Genomic DNA, 21,160 nt, shown 5'->3' with positions numbered 1-21,160 from the left:
TTTTATATCAAAAACATATTTAGATTTACACCATAATACACCCCATTAAGCTACTTTTGCTACCCCAAATCAACCTTGGTAGTAGAGGATTACAATCACGTGCAGTATATGAAAGTTCCTGGTAAGGATAAATATCGGCTACAAGACAAGATTGATTTGATACTCAAGGTTAATTACAGTTCATCCGTTTTTGCAGCCCTGTTTGGGCTGATCTGCTTTTTTTTCTTGGACATTCAAGAGGTGATTCCCTATACCTTTATTGTTTATGCCTTCATCAACCTATTGAATACGAGCTTGTACCAGCGGCACAAAAATTTGGTACTCACCTACAACCTTACCTCCATCCTATCCATGATCGGGGCCATTATCATTACCATGTATAGTGGAGGTATCCAAAGCCCTTTCATTTTTGTACTGGCCATCATCGTCTTCGCCGGTTATGTGACCACAAAGGTTTTTGGCCAATTGTACCTGATTGTCAATTTGGCCGTGCTCACCATACTTTTTCTATATGACACCGGGGATTTTAGTATTTCCGAGAATACCGTACCATTGGAATCGCGCAGTTGGTTTGCCTTTCTCAGTGCAGTTTTTGCAGTATACCTGCTGGGCGGGGTTTTTGGGAAGAACCTTCTTATGGCCCATCACAAATTGTACAAATCAAGGAATGAGATCCAGGAACGTATAGAGGAAAAGGAAACCCTGCTGAAAGAGGTCCACCATAGGGTGAAGAACAACCTCCAAACCGTTTCCAGTCTGCTGAGCCTACAATCCAGGGCCATTGCTGACGAAAAGATCAGTAGTATCATCAAGAGTAGCCAAAACCGTGTGGTGTCCATGGCCATGGTACACGAAATGCTCTATAAAAGGGACGATTATCTTTCCAAAATTGAGCTTAGACCCTACGTAAAGGAACTATGTGATTATTTGGTGCGCTCCGTCAAGGGGAGCAACAGCAATGTCAAGGTGGACCTGGATATCGACGACCATAAGCTCAGTATAGATACCGTGATCCCCATTGGCCTCATCATCAATGAGACCATCACCAACGCCCTTAAATATGGGATAACGGATGCCAATGGTGGCGAAATCCATGTTTCGGTCAAGAAAATAGGGGAAAAACGCTATCAAATGTACCTTGGCGACAATGGGATCGGATATTCGGAGGATATCAACCCAAGAACATCCAATTCATTGGGACTTAAACTGATCTACAACCTAAGCCGCCAGCTTCGAGGCACCATCAGTAGGGACTATGACAAAAAGGGCACCTACTACTGCATTGAATTTGAAGAAATCATCGAAGAGTTCAATTCGGTGGATTGATAGGGTCCATCCCATCTGCTTTTAAGACTTCCTTACCCTGAACGAAAAGGCTATTGTGGCCACCACAAAGGCCAAACTGATAAAAAGGGCAAAAGGTATCAGAAGGTTTAGAACCATGATTAGGCCAATATCGATTTGTTTTTCTTTGTAGTAAAGGAAAGGGCCTGTTTTACCCTGGAATTCTTGAATTTGTACAATCTGGCCGTTTCTCTGTCCTTGCGGATAACTTGCTGAAAATCTACGTCCAAGACTACATCGGCAGTGATGGTCTCTACCTTTTTCTCTTTGGAAATATCCTGTGCCATGGCCATGGTCCCGAAAAAAGTTACTGCGATGATGGTCAAAATTGTTTTCATGATCTGGGTTTGTATTACGAGGTAAAATTACCATCGCACCTACCCGACCAAGATTTCAATCGCCCAACAACACTCTTTATTCGGTATAAAAACTTTTCTTGGGCGAAGTGCATTTTATCGACGACGAACGTATTGGAAGCAAAAAACAGGATGCCGACCGCATGTGCATTTCATCGATCTTCTGAAAAGCGAACTTTTACAACGTTCTGGTTTTAAGCTCCTTGTTTGTAGGAAAAAATTCTCACATAACGAATGCATAGGTTATACATGTCGCATCAGCTGTTGAAAAGTAAAAATGACCGTATAGCAGCCATTAACATTTTTTAACAAACCTTGGCGTAATACTTAGTACCTTATGGCAACTAAGTAAAAAAATGAACATTGTGAGAACTTCCCTTTTCCTATTCCTTATTCTGGCATCCACAAGCTGCCAGCCCAAAAACAAATCGGACAAACCCGAAACCGTCCAAAAAGCTGAAGAAAATGCTTTAGCGGAGGTAAAACTAACAGCAGAGCAATTGAAAGGTTATGAGACCGCTTATTTTGCAAGTGGTTGCTTTTGGTGTGTCGAGGCTATTTTTGAAAGTGTCAAAGGTGTCAAGGAAGTCTATTCGGGCTATTCGGGCGGAACCGAGAAAAACCCGACCTATAAAGAGGTTTCCTATGGAAAAACAACCCATGCGGAGGCTGTGGAAGTGTACTATGACCCAAAGATCATCTCTTTTGCCCAACTGGTACAGGTGTTCTTTGGTTCACACGATCCCACCAGCCTGAACAGACAGGGACCGGATAGGGGTGCCCAGTACCGCTCCATTGCATTCTATAAAAACGAAGCTGAGAAGAAAATCATCACGGATTATATCGCCCAATTGGAAGCTGAAAACGTGTATGACCGACCCATTGTCACCGAGGTGAAAAAGTTTGACAAATTCTATAGGGCGGAGGAGTACCACCAAGATTACGAAAAAAGAAATCCTGACAACTCATATATCAGAAACGTTTCCATTCCCAGATTGAACCGGTTCAAGGAAAATTTCAAATCATACCTGAAAGAGGATACCCATTGATGCAGGTGATAGGAAACTATTTTAAATAAAGGAAGGAAAGCTGAGTTGGTGTGGGCAATAAGATGAAATGGCCCAAAAGTGGTTGTAGAAGTATTTGGGATTCGGAATATGGTAAGATTTTATTCCTTCAGGACCACTTCGCTGTACTTGGAATTGATATTGATGGATTTGCCACCATTCTTGTTCACATGGTAACCGCTGAGTATATTGGTACCGGATTTTTTAGAACCTTCCAGTTTCAACGTTTTGGGATATTGAAGGTCCGATGCGGTCTCATTCACAAAGATCACAAAGGGGGCTGAGGGCAATTTACAAGCCAACTCTCCATTTTCCACGGAAACATCAAGGGATTTGAACCCATTGGATACCATATTGATGCTCAGGGTCCCGAACTTGTTGTTCACCAATGCCTTACTGGCCAGTTTCCCTATCACCACATTGGAGGAAACCGAACTGAGGTCCAGTTCTACCACCTCTTTCAAGCTGACCTTGTCGGAATAGTCTGTTTTCAATTTCCCGTAGTTCCATTGCTGGACAACAACAGGGGAATATGAGGCCCGGATATAGGTCCTGTCTCCATCAATTGTGAGGGCATGCAAGCTTGCGTAGGACAAGCTTGCATTGATGTTGTTGGTATTGGCCGCCAATTTTACCTCTCCATGCCTCACGTCCATGTTCAGTTTGAGGTACTTTGGCATTTTTATCTTGATGCGCTTTTTTACCTTGTACTCCTTGTTCTCCCCATCTGAGGAAAAATAGAATACATTGGGGCTGGAACGCAATGTCCTGGCCTCCTCCGCATATTGCTTTCTCATCTCTTCCCTTTGGCTTCTCAGTTCCTCACGCTGCTGCTTAAGGTCTTCCTGCATTTCCTTGCGCTTCTCTTCACGCTCTTTTTGGAGTTCTTCCCTTTGCTTGGCCATTTCTTCCCGGTGTTTGTCCCTATCCTTGGCCATTTCCTCCATCTCCTTGCCCCATTCCTCAAAGCGTTTTTTGTACTCTTCGTCAAAGGTCTTGTCAAACTTTTTCTTCCATTCCTTCAAGTACTTTTCCTTGTCCTTTTTATAGGCATCATAATCAAACTCCACAAAAGGGGTCGGGGGCATGGGTGGCATGGTCGCCATGAAAGAAATCTCTGGGAGTACGGCTATCTCTGGCATTTCAGGAATTTCTATGGTCGCCATGATATGATCAATGGAAGGAATCTCTGGAAAATCGAAATTCATTTCCTTAAAGTTGTACAAATAGGGGCCAGCACCTTTGGTGCTCACCTCAATTTCCTTGCTGTTCCCCATGATCTTGACGAGGTCCTTTTCAAAATACGCCTTGGCCTCTTCGTCACCCACTCCTTCGAGTTCCACCACCACGGTGATCTCCACTTGGTCCTTGTCCCAAGCTTCAAACTCAATGTCCGCATGGCTGGTATTGAGGTTCAGTTCGGTGTCCTTGTTTACACTGTACGTTTCCTTGTAGGTCTTTGATTTCTCCTGCGCACGGCAGACAAAGCCCGCGAGCAGCAAGAGCAACCCATTACATAATATGAGACGATTCCTGTTCATTTTTTGATGATTTTAATTGATTCAACTTTGTTTTTAATTTTTGCAACAATTGCAACCTGAGCTGCAGATTCATGATCAAGGCACTTATGGTCTGATCGTTGGGTCCCAGTTCGTTCAGTTCCTTGTTCAACTGTTGATATTCGTCGTTCAGTTCCGCCAATCGCTCCAGGTAACTGTCCATGAGCTCCTTATTCTCAGCGGTCATCTCCAAATCGGAGAGTTGCAGATTGATATTGGTGGTGTAATAGGTCTCTATTTTTTTGAAATCGGGGGATAGGTCGCCCAGAGAAATGGTCTGTTCCTGCCCACTCGTGTTTTGTCTATCCACAACGATGACATTTTCATCCGGCAGATCCACTTTGTTGGTACCCTTCATAAAATACACGGACAATCCCACCGCCACTACCACGGAGGCCGCTATTTGCAACCACAGGGTATAAACTTTCTTTTTCCGTGGCCCTGCCGGCAGTTGTCCATCCAATTTTTCAAGAAAGCGGGCCTCATGGCCATCCTTCATGGAATAGCGTTTCTCCTCCCTTTCCTTTTCGAACATTTTCCGAAGATCATGTGCCATATACCAAATCTTTTAATTTCTCTTTCAATTGTGCTTTTCCGCGTAACAACCGGGTTCTAGATGCCGTGTCCGAAATCCCCAATACCTGGGAGATCTCGCTGTGATCATACCCTTCCACCAAGAACAGTTGCACCACATACCTATATTTTCCCGGCAACTCCTCAATCGCTGCTTTTACCTGTTCCAAGGAAATGCTTTCCTCGACCGACCAATCATCTTCTTCTGCGACATGCATATAGTTTTCATCCAGTTCCTCCGTCCGTTGGTGTTTTGATTTCAGAAAATCGATGCTCCCGTTCACCACTATCCGTTTCAACCATGCCCCGAACGTGACCTCACCCTTGAACTGATGTATGCGCTGAAAGGCCTTGATGAACGATTCTTGGAGCACATCTTCCGCATCATCCGCATTTTTGAGGAAACGCATGGCAACCCCGAACATACCATCACAGTACTGTCGGTACAGTTTCAATTGTGCCTGACGATCGTTCGCCTTGCACTTTTCCACCAGTTCAATATGAAACAAGCTCGGTTCTATGTTTGGTCGTTTAGCTGTTCAACTTAAGGACGAAGCGAAAAACGCAACGTTGCAAAATAGGTTGTTTTTTGCTGATTTTTAACAAAAAAATCCCGCCGATTTTCACCGACAGGATTCATTTTGAACAGGTTATGCTTTTTTATTCGTCCAGCATCAGATTCAAGTGGACAGTTATATTGTCCCTAGTCGCTTTGCTGTATGGGCATATTTCGTGGGCGGCATTGATCAAATCCTCCCCTGTCTCTTGATCCACCGTTGGCAAATAGGCATCCAAGGTGGCCTCAAGGAAAAATCCTTCCTCTTCTTTATTGAAGGCTATGGTGGCCGTCACGTTGAAATCCCCGAGATCGTCCACTCCATGTTCCTTGGCCACGGCCTGCAATGCCCCTGCAAAACAAGTGGAATATGCGGCCGCGAACAGTTCCTCGGGATTGGTGGACTTGGGGTTGGGCTTTCCTTTGGAATTGGGCATGGAAATATCAAAATCCAATACGCCGTCCTCGCTCTCCACATGTCCTGCCCTACCTCCGGTATTGGTCGCTTTACTTTCAAAAATTGTCTTCATCATATCTAGTTTATAGGTTTCTGTATCGGTTCCATAAAATGACCGAACATTGAGTTGAAAAGTTACCAATTTGAATTTGGAAGTCCCCTACAATAGGTATTAAATTTTTGTGAAATGACCACAGAAAGGCACCGCCCCCATTCCCTTTAACCCACAAAAACTTTATACCTTAGTGATGAATTGAACCAGCATCGACCCTTGGCAAAGAAAAAGAGCACACCCGAAGATACCGTGTCGAAAATCAAAACCCTCCGCAGGCAGGAAATTTCCGTGGACACCCTCACCGAAGGCATCTTCAAGGGAGACAAGGCCCTATTGGCAAAGGCCATCACCCTTTTGGAAAGTACACAGCCCGCCCATTTTGAAAAAGCCAATGCCGTGGTGGAAAAATGCCTTTCAAGGCCGGTCGAGAGCATCCGGCTGGGGATTACGGGCGTGCCCGGTGTGGGCAAGAGCTCGTTCATCGAAACCTTGGGCACCACACTTACGGGTTTGGGCAAAAAGGTCGCTGTACTGGCCGTGGACCCCTCCAGTTCGTTGAGCAAGGGCAGCATTTTGGGCGACAAGACCCGAATGCAGACCCTTTCCAATGACCCCAATGCCTTTATCAGGCCCTCCCCTTCGGGAAGTTCGTTGGGCGGGGTGGCCCAAAAGACCCGTGAGAGCATTATGCTCTGCGAAGCGGCGGGATACGATGTGATCTTGGTGGAGACCGTGGGCGTGGGCCAGAGCGAGGTGGCCGTGCACAGTATGGTGGATTTCTTTTTATTGTTGAAGCTATCAGGTGCAGGGGACGAGCTACAGGGCATCAAACGGGGCATTATGGAAATGGCGGATGCAATCGCCATCAACAAGGCCGATGGCAGCAATGTGGAGAAGGCCAAACTGGCCGTTACCGAGTTTCAACGGGCCTTGCACCTATATCCTCCAAAGCAGAACGGATGGACCCCAAAAGTGATGAAATGTTCGGCTACCGAAAACACCGGTATCCGTGAAATCTGGGCCATGGTGGAAGATTTTGCACGCCAGAACAAGGAAAATGGCTTCTTTGAAAAAAACAGGAAAAACCAGAACAAGAACTGGTTCCTTCAGACCGTGGACGATCACCTCAAACAGTTTTTCCATCAAAAACCCGCTTTCATCAAGGTGCAGAACGAATTGCTAAAGGACATCGAGCAGAACAAAGTGTCCCCTTTTTATGCGGCCAAAATCCTATTGGACAAGATTACCAAGGAACTTTAAATAAAAGCGATAAATTTGCACAGATCAAAAATGAAATGAGCACCGTCACCGATTCCCTTTTATCCATAGTGGTTCCGTTATACAATGAAGAGGACAATGTGGTCCTTCTCACCCAAAAGATCCATGAAAGTCTTGAAGGATACCACTACCAGATTGTGTATGTGGACGACTTTTCCACGGACCAGACCCGAAAAAGGGTCAAGGATATGGATGATGACAAGGTCCATCTCATCGAACTGAAAAAAAATTACGGACAGAGCCTTGCCCTGGCCGCCGGACTCGACTATGCGGAAGGCGAATACATCATCACCATGGACGGCGATCTCCAGAACGACCCTTCAGACATTCCGCACATGCTGGAATACGCCGTGAGCGGAGAATATGATGTGGTGACGGGCATCCGCCAAAAACGAAAGGATTCCCTCGTGAAGAAAATCCCTTCCAAAATCGCCAACTTTTTGGTGCGAAGGGTGACCAAACTGGACATCAAGGACAATGGCTGTGCCTTGAAGGTATTTACCAGGGATATAGCCAAAGGACTGAACCTGTATGGGGAAATGCACCGTTTCATCACGCTTTTGGCTTTTTTGGAAGGCGGGCAGATCAAGCAGGTCCCCGTAAAGCACCATGCGCGCCATGCCGGGGTCTCCAAATATGGACTGGAACGCGTTTTCAAGGTGGTGGCCGACATGATGTTGTTGCTCTTCATCCGGAAATATTTCCAACGTCCCATCCACCTTTTCGGAATTTTCGGGGTGTTGCTGATCATCCTCGGGATTTTCATCAACATCTACCTGTTGATCGTGAAACTTGGGTTTGGTGAGGACATCGGCAGCAGGCCCTTGCTCATTTTTGGGATGATGTTCATCTTGGGGGGCATCCAATTGTTCACCATCGGTATTGTGATGGAACTGTTGATACGCACCTACTACGAATCCCAACAGAAACGGCCCTATCGCATCAAAAAAATTACCATAGGTGACGGAAAAGCTGCGTAAACAGGGAATCACTGTCCTAAAGATCATTGTAAGTGCAGCGCTGATCTACTTCATCTTCACCAAAATAGATCTGAAGGACGTTTTGCAGACACTCCGAAAGAGCGACCCACTTTTTCTGTTCCTTGCACTCCTGTTCTTTGTGGTTTCCAAAGTACTCTCCGCATTCAGGCTGAACCTTTATTTTCACCAAATAGGAGCCCAACTTTCGCACACCAGCAACCTAAAATTGTACCTGCTCGGGATGTTCTATAACCTCTTCCTCCCCGGGGGAATCGGTGGGGATGCCTACAAGGGCTACGTGGTCCAAAAAGCCTATCAACCCGGTACCAAAAAAGTGGTTTCAAGTCTGCTGCTGGACCGGTTGAGCGGGATGCTATTGCTGTTCGTGTATGCCTGCGCCCTTGCCTTATTATCGGAAAATGCATTCCTCCAATCCTTTTTCTGGCTGCTGATGGTGGCCATTCCGGCAAGTGTGGTCGTGTTTTGGTTCGTGAACAAATCGTTCTTTCCCACTACCCTTCCCGTTTTTTGGAAATCGTTTGGGTATTCGGCACTCGTGCAATTGGCACAATTGGTCTGTGCGCTCTTTATTTTAAAGTCATTATCGGTTACGCTGGACGCCATCGAATATCTTTTTGTCTTTTTGATCTCGTCCATTGTGTCGGTCATTCCATTGACCATTGGTGGCATTGGAAGCCGGGAAGTCACTTTTCTGTATGGTGCCAAATGGTTGGGACTGGACGCGAGCACATCCATCGGTATCAGTTTTACCTTCTTTTTGATTACGGCCCTCGTTTCCTTTGTGGGAATCGCGTACCATTTCAAAAAACCGGAACTGGAATCGAATCAATCCAAATGAACCAAATGCATGTGGTTGAGCTTGCCCTCACGGGTATTCGGGTTCAGGAATTTGGCCTGTAGGCGGGTAATCCGGAATTGATCTACCGTGATCTGTTCTTCCCATTGGAACCCATTTTTCCGCAACTGCTCCAGTTCCTCGTCCGTGGCATAGACCCAAATATCCTTTTTATCGGCTATTTCCGACAGTGAAGTAATCTGTACCGGCTTTTTGTTGTAGAAATCCAACGACCAAGAGTACCTTTCTGAAATCTTATAGATCTTGTCCACCGGAATGTTGTTCTCCCTCACCTTTTCCGCCATGGTAGAACCTCCTTGATATTCAAGCAATTTGGGATAGAAATGGGCATTCATCAACCCGTTCAACACTACCGAGCTGAGAATGGCAACCGTCACGATCTTTGCATAGACCGTTTCTTTTTTCAAGATGAAATAGGCCGCCAACACCAGTGCGGCCACCAAAAGCAAATACCCGTACCATTGTTCCAATCGGAACACATAGAAACAGACCAACAACGCAAAGACGATCACCAATCCCAATATAAAATATTGGATGCCCAGGATCACCTTGGCCATTTTCTGTTTTTCCCGTTGATACAGCCCAAACAGGAAAGCGGCCGACATCACCGCATAGAGTGGAATCAAAATATTGATGTAATGCGGTAGTTTGAACTGCGCAAAACTGATCAGAAAGAATAGAATGGAAATGCCACCAACGGTCAGAAACTCCAATTGTGGACGCTGGGCAAATTTGGCTTGCCAAAATGCTTTCAATTGCGTCCAATAGCCGATTAATGCCAGAACGGTCCATGGCAAGAACACCCACAAGAAGGTGTGGAAGAAGAAAAAGAAATCGCTACTGTTCTTTCCAACGCCTTCACCGCTCATCCGTTCAAAACTCTGTTCCCAAAAAATGAAGAAGATACCGCTACGGTGGTCCTTGCCCCGAATCACCTTTTCCGGATGCAGGTCAAATTGATGGTAATAGGCATACAGCATTGGGGAAATGGTCAACCCAAAGACCAAAAGGGCCACCAGCAATCGCCAATTGAGCAAACGTGCCCATTTTCGGGTATAGGCCAAATGGCACAAGAGGGAAATCCCAATGACCACCAAGGCAATCTGCCCTTTGGTGGAAAAGGCCATCCCTGCCCCAAAGGCGCCCAAGGCGATACTCTGTAAAGTTCCCTTTTCAATAAAAGTCGCCAATTGCCATATCGCAAAAATGGTGAAACCGGTCAGCACGGCATCGGTGCGGATATCGATAGTGGCCAGCACTATGGTCTGTGCGGTCATGAATATGAGAGAGGCCAAGCGTCCCACATCCTTGTTATAGAGCAATTTTCCAAGTCCGTAGCAGCTGTAAGCGGCCAAAAACGTGGCCAATATGCCCGGGATGCGGTAGGCCCAATCGTGGATGCCAAAAATTGTATAGGAAAGGGCTGCCAACCAATAGTGCATGTGTGGCTTGTCCAGATATTCTTCCGGACCTTTGAAAAGACTCAAAAAATCATTCTCTTGGACCATTCGCATGGCCATCACCGCGAATTGGGCAGAATCGTTCTCGAAGAGGGTCACGAACATCCCGATGATGTACACCAATACAATCAGGGCAATAAAGAACCAATATCGGGCCGTGGAGATCATGAACCTATTTTTTGGAATGCAAATATAGCCAACCTAGCAAATACCCATCCGAAGAAAGACCCGACCAAAGCCCCGGTGACCACATCCAAAGGATAGTGCACACCGATATAGATCCGGCTGTAGGCCACAACACAGGCCCAAAGCATCAAGATCCAACCCATGTATTTCACCTTATTGCGAAAAAGAACGGTGAAGAAAATGGCCGGGCCAAAGGAATTGGCCGCATGGGCCGAAAAATACCCGAACTGCCCACCGCAATAACTTTTCACCAATCGCATCACGGTACTGACCTCAGGGTCATGGCAAGGCCGTAACCGGGCCAGACCATATTTGAAGAAATTGGACAACTGGTCCGTGCAAGTGATCAGCAAGGCAATGGAAACCAACACAACAGCAGTTTTCTTCAGTCCAAAATGTTTGTAGGTAAGGTAGAGCAACAGCAGATAGAGCGGAGCGGAATTACGGGTGGTGGTCATGAACATCCAAAAACCGTCCCATGCCTCCGTTCCCAATCCGTTCAGGAACAGGAAAAGCTCTTTATCGAACTGTAGGAGCTGGTCCAGCATTATTCGTCGTATCTGGAGACTTCCCTATCGTAAAACGCCGTGGCCGCCTCGATAAGGCTTTCGGCCGCTTCGGCAAGCTCTGCTTCGTCCTCTTGGGAAAATTCTTCCAGCCACTCTACTTCATCATCTTCCAGATTGATGACAAATCGTGGATATTCGGTATGGACTATGAAAATGGCCGTAGGATAATCGGTATTATCGGCCAATAAAAATTTAGGTAGTTCCATGTGTTTTCAATTTGGTCCCAAACATTGGGAGCCTTGTTATTGGGAAATCAATTTTTTCGTCAAATAGTTGAATCGAATATACAACATTACCGCCGATGCTGTTAGCCCCGACAGCAATCCGATCCAGATGCCCGTGCTGCCAAAATCCGTGAACAGTCCCAAATAGTAACTGATCGGGAACCCTATCAACCAATAGGCCACAAAGGTGATGAGCGTTGGGATCCTTACATCCTGAAGCCCACGAAGTGCCCCGAGCACCACCACTTGCAATCCGTCCGATATCTGAAAAAAGGCGGCGACCAGCAACAGCTTGGCCGCTATGACAATCACCTCGGTGTTGTCCGCTTGGTTCATCAAGTCGTCCACATCCAAATAAATGGTGGGGAACCAGTGCCTGCCCATCAAAAAGAGGGCGGCAAATACGATTTCCAATAAAAATGTCAGAAAAAAGATGGATTCGGCTATGCGCTTGAGATCCCTGAAATTTTGGAGTCCCTTTTGGTTGCCCACGCGCACCATGGCCGCCACGCTGAGACCCATGCCCACCATGAAGGTCATGCTGCTCAGGTTGAGGGCAATCTGGTTGGCCGCCTGTGCATTTTTTCCCAATACCCCACTCAGCCAGATCGCCGCCGTGAAAATGGCCACTTCAAAGAACATCTGCAAAGCAGAGGGGAACCCAAGGTTGATGATTTTCTTCATGACCTTTCTTTCAATCTTTTTAAAATTGAAGTGGGTCACATAAACCTTGAACTTTTTCTTTTGCTTCAACAAAAACCAAATAAAGGCAACCATTACCACACGTGACGCCAAGGTCCCGATGGCAGCACCGACAATCCCCAACTTGGGAAATCCGAATGAACCAAAAATAAGCAGGTAATTGAGGGAAATGTTCACCATGTTGGCCAAAATGGTGGCAATCATGGGGTATTTGGTCTGCGACAATCCATCAGAAAACTGTTTGAACGCTTGGAACATGACCAAAGGGACCAAGGAAAAGGCCACCAATTCCAAATATGGGATAGCGAGTTCCACCACCTCGGGAGGTTGCTCCATATGGTACAACAAGGGCTTGCAAAGCAAAATGACCCCGAACAGGGAAAGTCCCAGTAGTGTACAGAGTACCAAACCGTGCTTTAGAGCATTCTTGCCCGCTGCTTGGTCCCCTGCTCCATCGGCCTCCGCCACCAAAGGGGTTATCGCCGTTGAAAAGCCAATGCCCAAGGACATGGCAATGAACACAAAACTGTTTCCGAGGGAGACTGCGGCCAATTCGGCCGTACCCAATTGCCCTACCATGATGTTGTCGGCAAAGGCCACAAAAGTATGCCCCAACATCCCCAAGATAACGGGGTAGGACAACTTGAGGTTATAGGCGAATTCTTTGGTGTATTGCTGGAACACTTCGGTGGTTTAAAAAAGAGCGTAAAGATAGTGGGATCGGAATTTTTTTCACCCCGAATCTGTATAAACTTTTTGGGATAAAACACCCCTAAAGTCCCCTCAAGGGGACAATGCCTCTATGGAGTTCAGTAAGTAATTCTTTTGGTCAGAATGGTATTGTTCAAAGACCTTTTGCTTCTTCCCAAAAAACATCCATCTCGGCCAAGGTCATTTCCCGTAAGGTATTTCCCGATTCCTTGGCCTTGCCCTCCAAATATTGGAAACGCTTGATGAATTTCTTGTTGGTACGCTCCAGGGCATTTTCTGGATTGATCTTCAGAAAACGGGCATAGTTCACCATGGAAAACAGTACATCCCCAAACTCGGACTCCATCTTGTCCATGTCATTCTGCTTCACTTCATGCTGGAGCTCCGCCAATTCCTCCTTCAGTTTTTCAAAGACCTGTTCCGGGTGCTCCCAGTCGAACCCCACGCCGGCCACTTTTTCCTGGATGCGGTTGGCCTTCACCAATGCCGGAAGGCTATTGGGCACACCCTCGAGTACACTTTTTTTCCCTTCCTTCAGTTTGATGCTCTCCCAGTTCTGCTTCACCTCTTCCTCGTCCTGCACCTTGACATCGCCATAAATGTGTGGATGCCTATTGATCAATTTCTCGCAAATACCATTGGCCACATCAGCAATGTCAAAATCCTGGGTTTCGGAACCGATCTTGGCATAAAAGACAATGTGCAGCAACAAATCACCCAATTCCTTCTTCACCTCATCAAGGTCATTGTCCAGAATGGCATCACCCAGTTCGTAGGTTTCCTCTATGGTGAGGTGGCGGAGGGTCTGCATGGTCTGTTTTTTGTCCCAAGGACATTGCTCACGGAGTTCGTCCATGATGTTCAACAGGCGTTCCAATGCTTTTAGCTGCTCTGGTCTTGCGTTCATCTATAATATTTTAGCCAAAAGTACAAATCCCCTACTTTAGACCACATGGATCTTGGTGTTATTTGTGAAGAGTATCAACCATTTTTCAACACTTTTTCAAACGGAATAGAAAGGACAAGCCTAGGATGAAGTTCATATGTCTTATTTTTGGGAAAACATCTCGATCCATGAAGAGAATCCTAGTTGCCCTATTGCTCCTCTCCTACCTTGGCCATTCGCAATCCCCCGGACCTTTCGAAAAAGAGGTGGTGGATATCCAGAAAAAATATGACACGATTTGGGATGCATCACAGCCCACTATAGTATTCACGGGAAGTTCCAGTATCCGATTTTGGAACGATCTCCAAGAACGTTTTCCAGACCACCAAGTGTTGAACACGGGTTTTGGTGGCTCCCAGTTTTCGGATCTGGCCCTGTATCTTGATGATCTTATCCTGGCCTACACCCCGACCAAGGTCTTCATTTATGAAGGGGACAATGACATTTCTGCAAAAAAAAGATTAAGGGACATCCTCAACACATCTGAAAAGATCATACAGACCCTTCAGGAAAGAAAACCGGACATGGATATTGTCCTTATTTCGCCCAAACCCAGTATTTCAAGATGGAAGTTGCGGGGCAAGTACAGGCGTTTGAACAGAAAATTGGCCCAATTGGCATCAAAAACCGAGGGTGTGGAGTTTGTGGATGTCTGGTACCCGATGTTGGAGAAACGGAAACTAAAACAGGACATCTTTATTGAAGATGGACTCCATATGAATTCAAAAGGGTATGACATCTGGTACGATGTCATCAAAAATTACGTAGAATAACCAATCGATCATTATGATATACCGATCCTTAGTACTGTTCGCTGCCATCGTGTGTTTGGCCGCCTGTCAAACCGAAAAAAAGGAAATCATTTTTCCAAAAACAGATTTGACCACTGTTCCCTTGATCCCCAAACCTGTCAAGACGATTGCCACACACAGTGCCTTTGGACTGGACAGCAGTACGACCATCTATACCTCGACGGTTGACCCCAAATTTGAGGAGGTGGGCAAATACCTGTCCGAAAAAATAAAGGGAAAGACCGGTCTGGACCTTGCGGTGAACGCCACACCTGACAACAAGGTGGAACGGATGATCTATATCAACCAATCGGACAGTTTGGAACTGGAGTCGGCCGAGGCCTACCAGCTCTACATCAAGAAAGATTCGATCCTTTTGAACGCCAAAACCGCTGCGGGCGCCTTTAGGGGCATACAGACTCTTAGACAGCTTATCCCACAGCAAAGCAATGACACACTTACCGACCATCCTTTGTGGCTCATACCGACTGGAAAAATACTGGACGCACCCAAGTTTGCCTATCGTGGGGCCATGCTGGACGTGGCACGACATTTCTTTACAGTGGACGAAGTGAAAAAATTCATGGACATCCTCGCTTATTACAAATACAACACGCTGCACTTGCACCTTACGGACGACCAAGGATGGCGGATCGAGATAAAATCGTGGCCAAAATTGACAGAGATCGGTGCAGCGACCGAAGTAGGTGGTGGCAAAAGTGGTTTTTTCACCCAAGAGGATTATAAGGAATTGGTTCGATATGCCGCTGAAAGACACATCACCATTGTTCCCGAAGTGGACATGCCCGGACATACGAACGCTGCTTCGGTGAGCTATCCTTTTTTGAACGGTAATGGAAAACCCGTGAAACCTTACTCCGGGACAAAAGTTGGTTTCAGCACTTTTGACGCCCAAAAAGATACCGTTTACAGTTTCCTGGATGACGTGATCGGCGAAATAGCAGCCATCACCCCTGGCCCGTACTTCCACATCGGTGGGGATGAAAGCCATGTGACCAAGAAGAAGGACTACATCCACTTTGTGGAAAAAGTGGAGAAGATTGTACTGAAGCACGGCAAAAGATCCATTGGCTGGAACGAAATTGCGCAAGCTGACATAGATGCCTCCACCGTGGTCCAACTATGGAACGAACCGGAGCATGCCACCAAAGCGGCCAAAAACGGTTCCAAGATCCTTATTTCGATGGCCGGAAAGACCTATATGGACATGAAGTACGATTCCATTTCGGAATATGGGTTGACCTGGGCAGGCCTTATCCCTGTGGACGTGGCCTACAATTGGCTCCCTGAAACCTTGGTGGAGGGCCTTCCCGTGGAGAGCATCCTTGGTATTGAGGCCCCTTTGTGGTCCGAGACCATCGACGACAGTGCCGGAATGGAATATTTGGCCTTTCCCCGTGCCATTGGGTATGCTGAACTGGGCTGGTCCACAACGGAACATTGCGATTGGGAGAACTACAGAAAGCGTTTGGCGCAGCAAGTGCCCTATCTGAACGAGATGAAAATCAATTATTACCCAACAAAGTTGGTGGACTGGGCCAAGGAATAAAGTTTATTCTTCCTCGCTGGAAGCTGTTTCAGCGGGGACTTCTTCAGCGTCTTCGGCCACAACAAAATCGGTGATCTTGTTATCGACCAGGATGTTGTACCATTGGATGATTTTCTTGATATCGCTGGCATACACCCTATCCTCGTCGTAATTGGGGAGGATCTCGAAGAAATATTCCTCCAACTCAATTTTGTCGGCCTTGTGGTTGATGGTGGTCTTTTTGCCGTCTTCCTTTTCTTTTATCTTTTGAAAGACTTCACGAAGTGGCACTTCCTCTTCCAAGGTATAAATGGCGATTTCGGAAAGTACGCTCACATTGCTCCGCAATCCCACGGTAACACGCTTGCCGTCCAATAGGGATTCGCCGACAAAGCCGCTTCTGGTTTGGGTCAGTAGTTTGTAAAGTCCGGGCTTTCCGCCAATAGATAAAATCTTGTCTAGTGCCATTTAAAATATTTTATGCGGGCAAAAATATGGTATTATCGGAAACTGTGATTTTTTTAACGTCCTTTTTTGATATTGGGGAACCTCATCCTGTAGTCCACATCGATCTTTCCTTTGGAAATCTTTTCCAAACGGCCTTTGAGCAGGCGTTTTTTGAGGGAAGACAGCTTGTCCGTGAACATGATGCCCTCAATGTGGTCATATTCGTGTTGGATCACCCTTGCCAACAGACCATCGTAAGTCTCGGTATGTGGCTTGAAGTTTTCATCCAAATAGCTGATGGTGATCTCGGGTTTGCGTTTTACATCTTCCCGGATATCGGGTATGCTCAAACAACCTTCGTTAAAATCCCATTCCTTTCCGGTCTCCTCTGTGATCTTGGCATTGATGAACACTTTTTTGAAACCGTTCAACTTTTCCTGATCTTCAGGGCTCAGATCTTCATCATCGGAAAAAGGGGTGGTGTCCACAACGAACAAACGTATGGGCAATCCCACTTGGGGAGCCGCCAATCCAACGCCATGGGCATTGTACATGGTCTCCCACATGTTGGAGATCAACTCTTCCAACTTTGGGTGTTCGGGGGCAATGTCAGCTGCTTTTTTTCGTAGAACGGGATCACCGTATGCAACAATGGGTAAAATCATAAAACTAAAATCGGTTTAAGTAGGCCTGCAATATGAGCGTGGCACTTATTTCATCGACCAAGGCCTTGTCTTGGCGCTTTTTCTTTTTCATTCCACTGTCCAACATGGATTGTACCGCCATTTTGGAAGTGAACCTTTCATCTTGGCGCTCCACGGGATAGCTAGGGAACTTGGCCGACATTTTCTTTAAAAATTCCTGGATAAGGGCTTCGGATTCCGAGGGCGTATTGTCCATCTGCTTGGGAAGTCCCACCACGATCCGTTCCACTTGTTCCTTTTTAAAATAATTTTCCAAAAACGGGATCAGATCTTTGGTCTCCACCGTGGTAAGCCCGGAAGCAATCAGTTGGAGCTCGTCCGTGACAGCAATTCCCGTCCTCACCTTACCATAATCCAAAGCCAAAATTCTTGCCAAGACAATTTTTTGGCAAAAATAACCCTAAAAATGTTATGGCCTTAAAAATGGGGGCAATATTCTGTGGAGGGGCGTATCTTTGCGAAAAATTTAAGGAAATGACAGAATTAAGGACGCTCATAGAAAAAGCGTGGGACAATAGAACATTGTTGGAAGAGGAAACGACCCAAACGGCCATTCGTAAGGTTATAGACCTAATCGATTTGGGCCAATTGCGCTGTGCAGAGCCTACCGAAGAGGGATGGCAAATCAACGAGTGGGTGAAAAAAGCGGTGGTACTCTACTTCCCCATCCAAAAAATGGAGGTCCTTGAAGCTGGCATTTTTGAATATCACGATAAGATTCCACTGAAAAGAGGATACAAAGAGAAAGGCGTGCGTGTGGTGCCCCATGCGGTGGCCAGACATGGCGCGTACATTTCCAAGGGAACCATCCTTATGCCCAGCTACGTGAACATTGGCGCCTATGTGGATGAAGGTACCATGGTGGACACTTGGGCCACGGTGGGCAGTTGTGCCCAGATCGGGAAGAACGTCCACTTGAGCGGTGGTGTTGGCATTGGCGGGGTGTTGGAGCCCTTGCAAGCCGCCCCTGTGATCATTGAGGACAATGCCTTTATCGGTTCGCGCTGTATCGTTGTAGAAGGGGTCCGTGTGGAAAAAGAGGCCGTACTGGGAGCCAATGTGGTCCTTACCGCTTCCACCAAGATCATTGATGTAACGGGCGACGAACCTATAGAATTGAAAGGAAGGGTGCCTGCAAGATCGGTGGTGATCCCTGGAAGCTACACCAAAAAATTCCCCGCAGGTGAGTACCAAGTTCCCTGTGCCCTCATCATCGGGAAACGTAAGGAAAGTACAGACAAGAAAACATCTTTGAACAACGCCCTAAGGGAGCACGACGTAGCGGTGTAACCCTACTACCCCAACTCTGCCAAGGCATTTGCAACGGCTTCCTGTAAGAAGTGGCCATTGGCAATCTTGTTTCTCATGGTGTGCACATTGGCGACCATTTGGTCGTAGGTGGTCGCATCGATTTGGGCTAGTTTTTCCGACAATTCTTCCAAGGAGGCAATCGCAAACCCTATTTTTTCCCTTTCCACCAATTGGGCAACGGCCGCTTTGTCCCAAATGATGATGGGAAGGCCCGCCAATAGGTACAGGGACGTTTTGTGTGGATTGTTGTATTGGATGTACTTGCCAAAGTCGCCATCGCATTCCCTGATGGCATTTCCGTTCCATACGAGGCCAAAATTTCCCTTCAAGTGGTCCAGGACCTCATCGGGGGCAAAAACTCCTTGGTAGTGCAATGCGGAACCTTCTTTTACTTTCTCCTTTTGAAAGCCGTTTCCATAAAGTTTGAGGGTAAAGTTCGGATGCAATTCATCCAATTGGTAGAGAAAGGCACTTTTTTCCATGCCCAGTCCCCCTGCAAAAACGATTTCATTCCCTTGGCCCAAAGACTGTTCGGGCAGTTTCTGCCCATCGGCCAACAGATAATCGAAGAGGTACAAGGGAACCATTTTTCCCTTGTATCCATTTTCGGCGAACCACTGCATCATCACCTGATTGTGCAATATGAGCACATCGGCCTTGTTGAACCGCCTCATCTCCTTTCCAGCATCCCTGTTCTTACCCATGAGCGTTTTTACATCGTGTACGATCAAAATCAGTTTACACCTTTTCAGCTTGGCCACGGCCACCTTATAACCGAAAAATTTACTGAGCGGATATTGCATACAGAGCACCGATGAAAATGGCAACCGGACCAATCCCCATGTGATGCCAAAAAAGCTGATGATCGCCCCAATGGCCGAACTGGGATGGTTGCTTTGCCGGAATCCAAGGTTTTTGAATCCGGATTTGGACAGCACTTCCTCACAGTCCATTTTGGGCTTGGAGGCCGCATTTCTGGAAAACTTGTAATTTCTGGAGATATAGAACAGTTTTCGGTTTGGCATTTTGGTCCGTTTTTTTCAAAAATATCCTTTTTTATTTTCTCGAATCCATAAATTGCGACCAATCGCCTTTAAATTATAAACCAAAGATTGTGGACAACATGCGTGAACCCGAATATGATTTTCTGATTGTAGGTGCTGGACTGTATGGTGCCGTTTTTGCCCATGAAGCCCACAAAAAGGGGAAAAAATGTTTGGTGATCGATAAAAGGGAACATCTTGGCGGCAATACCTACTGTGAGGATGTGGACGGCATCAACATACACAAGTATGGGGCCCATATTTTCCACACCAACGACAAGTTTATTTGGGACTACGTGAACAGTTTTGTTCCCTTCAACAGATATACCAACTCCCCGTTGGCCAACTACAAAGGTGAACTCTACAATCTCCCGTTCAACATGAACACGTTTCGTCAATTGTGGGGGATTTCCACTCCAGATGAGGCCAAGGCCATCATAGCGGAACAGACGAAGGAATACAAGGACAAGATACCGTCCAATTTGGAAGAACAGGCGCTTTCGCTGGTGGGCAAGGACATCTATGAAAAATTGATCAAGGGCTATACCGAAAAACAGTGGGGCAGAAAAGCAACGGAGCTTCCGGCCTTCATCATCAAAAGGTTGCCCTTACGATTTACGTATGACAACAATTATTTCAACGATGATCACCAAGGTATCCCCGTTGGTGGTTACAACAAATTGACCGAAGGTCTTCTGGAGGGCATTGAATGCCGAACAAATGTGGATTTTTTCAAGGACCGAAAAAAATTGGAAAGCCTGGCCAAACAAGTAGTGTTTACCGGAAAAATCGATGAATATTTTGATTATCGCCATGGCAAGCTGGAATACCGTAGCCTTCATTTTGAGCACACGACCCTCGATCAGGACAATTATCAGGGCAACGCCGTGGTGAACTATACGGAAGCCTCCATCCCCTATACGAGGATCATTGAACACAAGCATTTTGAGTTTGGCAAGCAAAAGGCTTCGGTGATCACCAAAGAATACCCGCTGGAGGCCTCTTCGGACAATGAACCTTACTATCCCATCAACGATGCCAAGAACACCGATCTGTTCAATACGTACAAAAAAATGGCTGAGCAGGAGACAACGACAATTTTTGGGGGCCGATTGGCAGAGTACAGATACTATGACATGCACCAAGTGATCGGTGCCGCTCTGGCCAAAACAAGGAAACTACTGCCCTGAGAACTTTCCCACATCTACAATAGGACAAAAAAACCACATCCTTACGCAACCATCACTGCGGGGGCCTATCTAAAGGAAAGAAACTGCATTGCAAAGAACCCTTATTGGAACAACAATGGTAGGGGATTCAAGCAGTCAGTTGTTGTAAGAAAAAGAAACGGAAAAACAATTTTCCTCCTCTTTTTTTGTTATAGATTTGTAAACCATTAACCCCATACCAATAAT

General features: G+C 46.4%; 23 protein-coding genes. 9 read left to right on the top strand and 14 right to left on the bottom strand.

All coding sequences use genetic code 11. The features are described 5' to 3' along the window. The first annotated feature begins 156 nt into the window (after positions 1-156). Positions 157-1,326, top strand: coding sequence for a sensor histidine kinase (locus FOT42_RS12335; RefSeq protein WP_226789885.1), 1,170 nt, complete (start codon positions 157-159; stop codon positions 1,324-1,326). A gap of 119 nt (positions 1,327-1,445) precedes the next feature. On the opposite strand, the gene FOT42_RS12330 is transcribed toward FOT42_RS12335, so the two are convergent. Then, a complete protein-coding gene (locus FOT42_RS12330) occupies positions 1,446-1,682 on the bottom strand; it encodes a hypothetical protein (protein WP_151890880.1) in 237 nt (78 codons plus the stop codon). A gap of 374 nt (positions 1,683-2,056) precedes the next feature. Between FOT42_RS12330 and msrA the strand changes: the two genes are divergently transcribed. After that, positions 2,057-2,749 (top strand): peptide-methionine (S)-S-oxide reductase MsrA, encoded by a 693-nt coding sequence (gene msrA / locus FOT42_RS12325; protein ID WP_151890879.1) that lies wholly within the window; start codon positions 2,057-2,059, stop codon positions 2,747-2,749. 119 nt (positions 2,750-2,868) lie between these two features. Here the strand turns inward: msrA and FOT42_RS12320 are convergent, their stop codons facing one another. The 4 genes from FOT42_RS12320 to FOT42_RS12305 form a co-directional block, all read right to left on the bottom strand. Continuing rightward, positions 2,869-4,308, bottom strand: a complete 1,440-nt coding sequence (locus tag FOT42_RS12320) for a splicing factor U2AF large subunit (RefSeq protein WP_151890878.1) — start codon at positions 4,306-4,308, stop codon at positions 2,869-2,871. Further along, entirely contained in the window at positions 4,280-4,882 is a 603-nt protein-coding gene (locus tag FOT42_RS12315) for a hypothetical protein (protein WP_151890877.1), read from the bottom strand. The genes FOT42_RS12320 and FOT42_RS12315 overlap by 29 nt, the downstream gene beginning before the upstream one ends. Next, positions 4,872-5,408 (bottom strand): RNA polymerase sigma factor, encoded by a 537-nt coding sequence (locus FOT42_RS12310; RefSeq protein WP_108423475.1) that lies wholly within the window; start codon positions 5,406-5,408, stop codon positions 4,872-4,874. The genes FOT42_RS12315 and FOT42_RS12310 overlap by 11 nt, the downstream gene beginning before the upstream one ends. 151 nt (positions 5,409-5,559) lie before the next feature. Next, positions 5,560-5,985 (bottom strand): organic hydroperoxide resistance protein, encoded by a 426-nt coding sequence (locus FOT42_RS12305; protein ID WP_151890876.1) that lies wholly within the window; start codon positions 5,983-5,985, stop codon positions 5,560-5,562. A 198-nt stretch (positions 5,986-6,183) separates the two neighbouring features. Here FOT42_RS12305 and meaB point away from each other — a divergent pair, with 198 nt between their 5' ends. Genes meaB through FOT42_RS12290 form a run of 3 tightly spaced genes read left to right on the top strand, consistent with a single transcriptional unit; the run spans position 6,184 to position 9,084 of the window. Further along, positions 6,184-7,227 carry a methylmalonyl Co-A mutase-associated GTPase MeaB gene (gene meaB / locus FOT42_RS12300; protein WP_151890875.1) on the top strand — a complete coding sequence of 348 codons (1,044 nt, stop codon included), beginning with the start codon at positions 6,184-6,186 and terminating at the stop codon, positions 7,225-7,227. 35 nt (positions 7,228-7,262) lie between these two features. Then, a complete protein-coding gene (locus tag FOT42_RS12295; RefSeq protein ID WP_151890874.1) occupies positions 7,263-8,225 on the top strand; it encodes a glycosyltransferase family 2 protein in 963 nt (320 codons plus the stop codon). Continuing rightward, positions 8,206-9,084, top strand: a complete 879-nt coding sequence (locus tag FOT42_RS12290; protein WP_151890873.1) for a lysylphosphatidylglycerol synthase transmembrane domain-containing protein — start codon at positions 8,206-8,208, stop codon at positions 9,082-9,084. Before FOT42_RS12295 ends, FOT42_RS12290 begins: the two co-directional genes overlap by 20 nt. On the opposite strand, the gene FOT42_RS12285 is transcribed toward FOT42_RS12290, so the two are convergent. The 5 genes from FOT42_RS12285 to mazG form a co-directional block, all read right to left on the bottom strand. Then, positions 9,072-10,730, bottom strand: a complete 1,659-nt coding sequence (locus tag FOT42_RS12285) for an ArnT family glycosyltransferase (RefSeq protein WP_151890872.1) — start codon at positions 10,728-10,730, stop codon at positions 9,072-9,074. The two genes, FOT42_RS12290 and FOT42_RS12285, sit on opposite strands and share 13 nt — an antisense overlap. Continuing rightward, a complete protein-coding gene (locus FOT42_RS12280) occupies positions 10,727-11,296 on the bottom strand; it encodes a phosphatase PAP2 family protein (RefSeq protein WP_151890871.1) in 570 nt (189 codons plus the stop codon). Before FOT42_RS12280 ends, FOT42_RS12285 begins: the two co-directional genes overlap by 4 nt. Continuing rightward, positions 11,296-11,523, bottom strand: coding sequence for a hypothetical protein (locus tag FOT42_RS12275; RefSeq protein ID WP_151890870.1), 228 nt, complete (start codon positions 11,521-11,523; stop codon positions 11,296-11,298). Before FOT42_RS12275 ends, FOT42_RS12280 begins: the two co-directional genes overlap by 1 nt. A gap of 36 nt (positions 11,524-11,559) precedes the next feature. Further along, positions 11,560-12,927 carry an MATE family efflux transporter gene (locus tag FOT42_RS12270; RefSeq protein ID WP_151890869.1) on the bottom strand — a complete coding sequence of 456 codons (1,368 nt, stop codon included), beginning with the start codon at positions 12,925-12,927 and terminating at the stop codon, positions 11,560-11,562. A gap of 160 nt (positions 12,928-13,087) precedes the next feature. After that, entirely contained in the window at positions 13,088-13,861 is a 774-nt protein-coding gene (gene mazG, locus FOT42_RS12265) for a nucleoside triphosphate pyrophosphohydrolase (protein WP_151890868.1), read from the bottom strand. A 167-nt stretch (positions 13,862-14,028) separates the two neighbouring features. Here mazG and FOT42_RS12260 point away from each other — a divergent pair, with 167 nt between their 5' ends. Beyond that, positions 14,029-14,673, top strand: a complete 645-nt coding sequence (locus FOT42_RS12260; RefSeq protein ID WP_151890867.1) for a GDSL-type esterase/lipase family protein — start codon at positions 14,029-14,031, stop codon at positions 14,671-14,673. 13 nt (positions 14,674-14,686) lie between these two features. Further along, positions 14,687-16,261, top strand: a complete 1,575-nt coding sequence (locus tag FOT42_RS12255; protein ID WP_151890866.1) for a family 20 glycosylhydrolase — start codon at positions 14,687-14,689, stop codon at positions 16,259-16,261. Between the two features lie 3 nt (positions 16,262-16,264). Here the strand turns inward: FOT42_RS12255 and FOT42_RS12250 are convergent, their stop codons facing one another. Genes FOT42_RS12250 through ruvX form a run of 3 tightly spaced genes read right to left on the bottom strand, consistent with a single transcriptional unit; the run spans position 16,265 to position 17,767 of the window. Beyond that, positions 16,265-16,708, bottom strand: a complete 444-nt coding sequence (locus FOT42_RS12250; protein ID WP_151890865.1) for a DUF5606 family protein — start codon at positions 16,706-16,708, stop codon at positions 16,265-16,267. A gap of 53 nt (positions 16,709-16,761) precedes the next feature. After that, positions 16,762-17,352, bottom strand: a complete 591-nt coding sequence (gene def / locus FOT42_RS12245; protein WP_151890864.1) for a peptide deformylase — start codon at positions 17,350-17,352, stop codon at positions 16,762-16,764. Between the two features lie 4 nt (positions 17,353-17,356). Further along, positions 17,357-17,767 (bottom strand): Holliday junction resolvase RuvX, encoded by a 411-nt coding sequence (gene ruvX, locus FOT42_RS12240; protein ID WP_151890863.1) that lies wholly within the window; start codon positions 17,765-17,767, stop codon positions 17,357-17,359. A 98-nt stretch (positions 17,768-17,865) separates the two neighbouring features. On the opposite strand from ruvX, the gene FOT42_RS12235 reads away from it, so the two are divergent. Beyond that, positions 17,866-18,681, top strand: coding sequence for a 2,3,4,5-tetrahydropyridine-2,6-dicarboxylate N-succinyltransferase (locus tag FOT42_RS12235; RefSeq protein WP_119618852.1), 816 nt, complete (start codon positions 17,866-17,868; stop codon positions 18,679-18,681). A gap of 5 nt (positions 18,682-18,686) precedes the next feature. Here FOT42_RS12235 and FOT42_RS12230 read toward each other — a convergent pair whose 3' ends face one another. Beyond that, entirely contained in the window at positions 18,687-19,727 is a 1,041-nt protein-coding gene (locus FOT42_RS12230) for a glycosyltransferase (protein ID WP_151890862.1), read from the bottom strand. A 98-nt stretch (positions 19,728-19,825) separates the two neighbouring features. Here FOT42_RS12230 and glf point away from each other — a divergent pair, with 98 nt between their 5' ends. After that, positions 19,826-20,935: a UDP-galactopyranose mutase gene (gene glf / locus FOT42_RS12225; protein WP_151890965.1), complete on the top strand. Its 1,110-nt coding sequence runs from the start codon at positions 19,826-19,828 to the stop codon at positions 20,933-20,935. The last annotated feature ends 225 nt before the right edge of the window (positions 20,936-21,160 follow it).

The organism is Flagellimonas hadalis (assembly GCF_007785775.2).
Lineage (GTDB): Bacteria > Bacteroidota > Bacteroidia > Flavobacteriales > Flavobacteriaceae > Flagellimonas > Flagellimonas hadalis.
This window is presented reverse-complemented; position numbering and strand designations above follow the sequence as displayed.

Bases quoted from the DNA above. Each gene is read 5' to 3' on its own strand.
- FOT42_RS12330 (WP_151890880.1), bottom strand. From the start codon at position 1,682: ATGAAAACAATTTTGACCATCATCGCAGTAACTTTTTTCGGGACCATG.
- msrA (WP_151890879.1), top strand. From the start codon at position 2,057: ATGAACATTGTGAGAACTTCCCTTTTCCTATTCCTTATTCTGGCATCC.
- FOT42_RS12320 (WP_151890878.1), bottom strand. From the start codon at position 4,308: ATGAACAGGAATCGTCTCATATTATGTAATGGGTTGCTCTTGCTGCTC.
- FOT42_RS12315 (WP_151890877.1), bottom strand. From the start codon at position 4,882: ATGGCACATGATCTTCGGAAAATGTTCGAAAAGGAAAGGGAGGAGAAA.
- FOT42_RS12305 (WP_151890876.1), bottom strand. From the start codon at position 5,985: ATGAAGACAATTTTTGAAAGTAAAGCGACCAATACCGGAGGTAGGGCA.
- FOT42_RS12295 (WP_151890874.1), top strand. From the start codon at position 7,263: ATGAGCACCGTCACCGATTCCCTTTTATCCATAGTGGTTCCGTTATAC.
- FOT42_RS12285 (WP_151890872.1), bottom strand. From the start codon at position 10,730: ATGATCTCCACGGCCCGATATTGGTTCTTTATTGCCCTGATTGTATTG.
- FOT42_RS12280 (WP_151890871.1), bottom strand. From the start codon at position 11,296: ATGCTGGACCAGCTCCTACAGTTCGATAAAGAGCTTTTCCTGTTCCTG.
- FOT42_RS12275 (WP_151890870.1), bottom strand. From the start codon at position 11,523: ATGGAACTACCTAAATTTTTATTGGCCGATAATACCGATTATCCTACG.
- mazG (WP_151890868.1), bottom strand. From the start codon at position 13,861: ATGAACGCAAGACCAGAGCAGCTAAAAGCATTGGAACGCCTGTTGAAC.
- FOT42_RS12260 (WP_151890867.1), top strand. From the start codon at position 14,029: ATGAAGAGAATCCTAGTTGCCCTATTGCTCCTCTCCTACCTTGGCCAT.
- FOT42_RS12255 (WP_151890866.1), top strand. From the start codon at position 14,687: ATGATATACCGATCCTTAGTACTGTTCGCTGCCATCGTGTGTTTGGCC.
- FOT42_RS12250 (WP_151890865.1), bottom strand. From the start codon at position 16,708: ATGGCACTAGACAAGATTTTATCTATTGGCGGAAAGCCCGGACTTTAC.
- def (WP_151890864.1), bottom strand. From the start codon at position 17,352: ATGATTTTACCCATTGTTGCATACGGTGATCCCGTTCTACGAAAAAAA.
- FOT42_RS12235 (WP_119618852.1), top strand. From the start codon at position 17,866: ATGACAGAATTAAGGACGCTCATAGAAAAAGCGTGGGACAATAGAACA.
- FOT42_RS12230 (WP_151890862.1), bottom strand. From the start codon at position 19,727: ATGCCAAACCGAAAACTGTTCTATATCTCCAGAAATTACAAGTTTTCC.
- glf (WP_151890965.1), top strand. From the start codon at position 19,826: ATGCGTGAACCCGAATATGATTTTCTGATTGTAGGTGCTGGACTGTAT.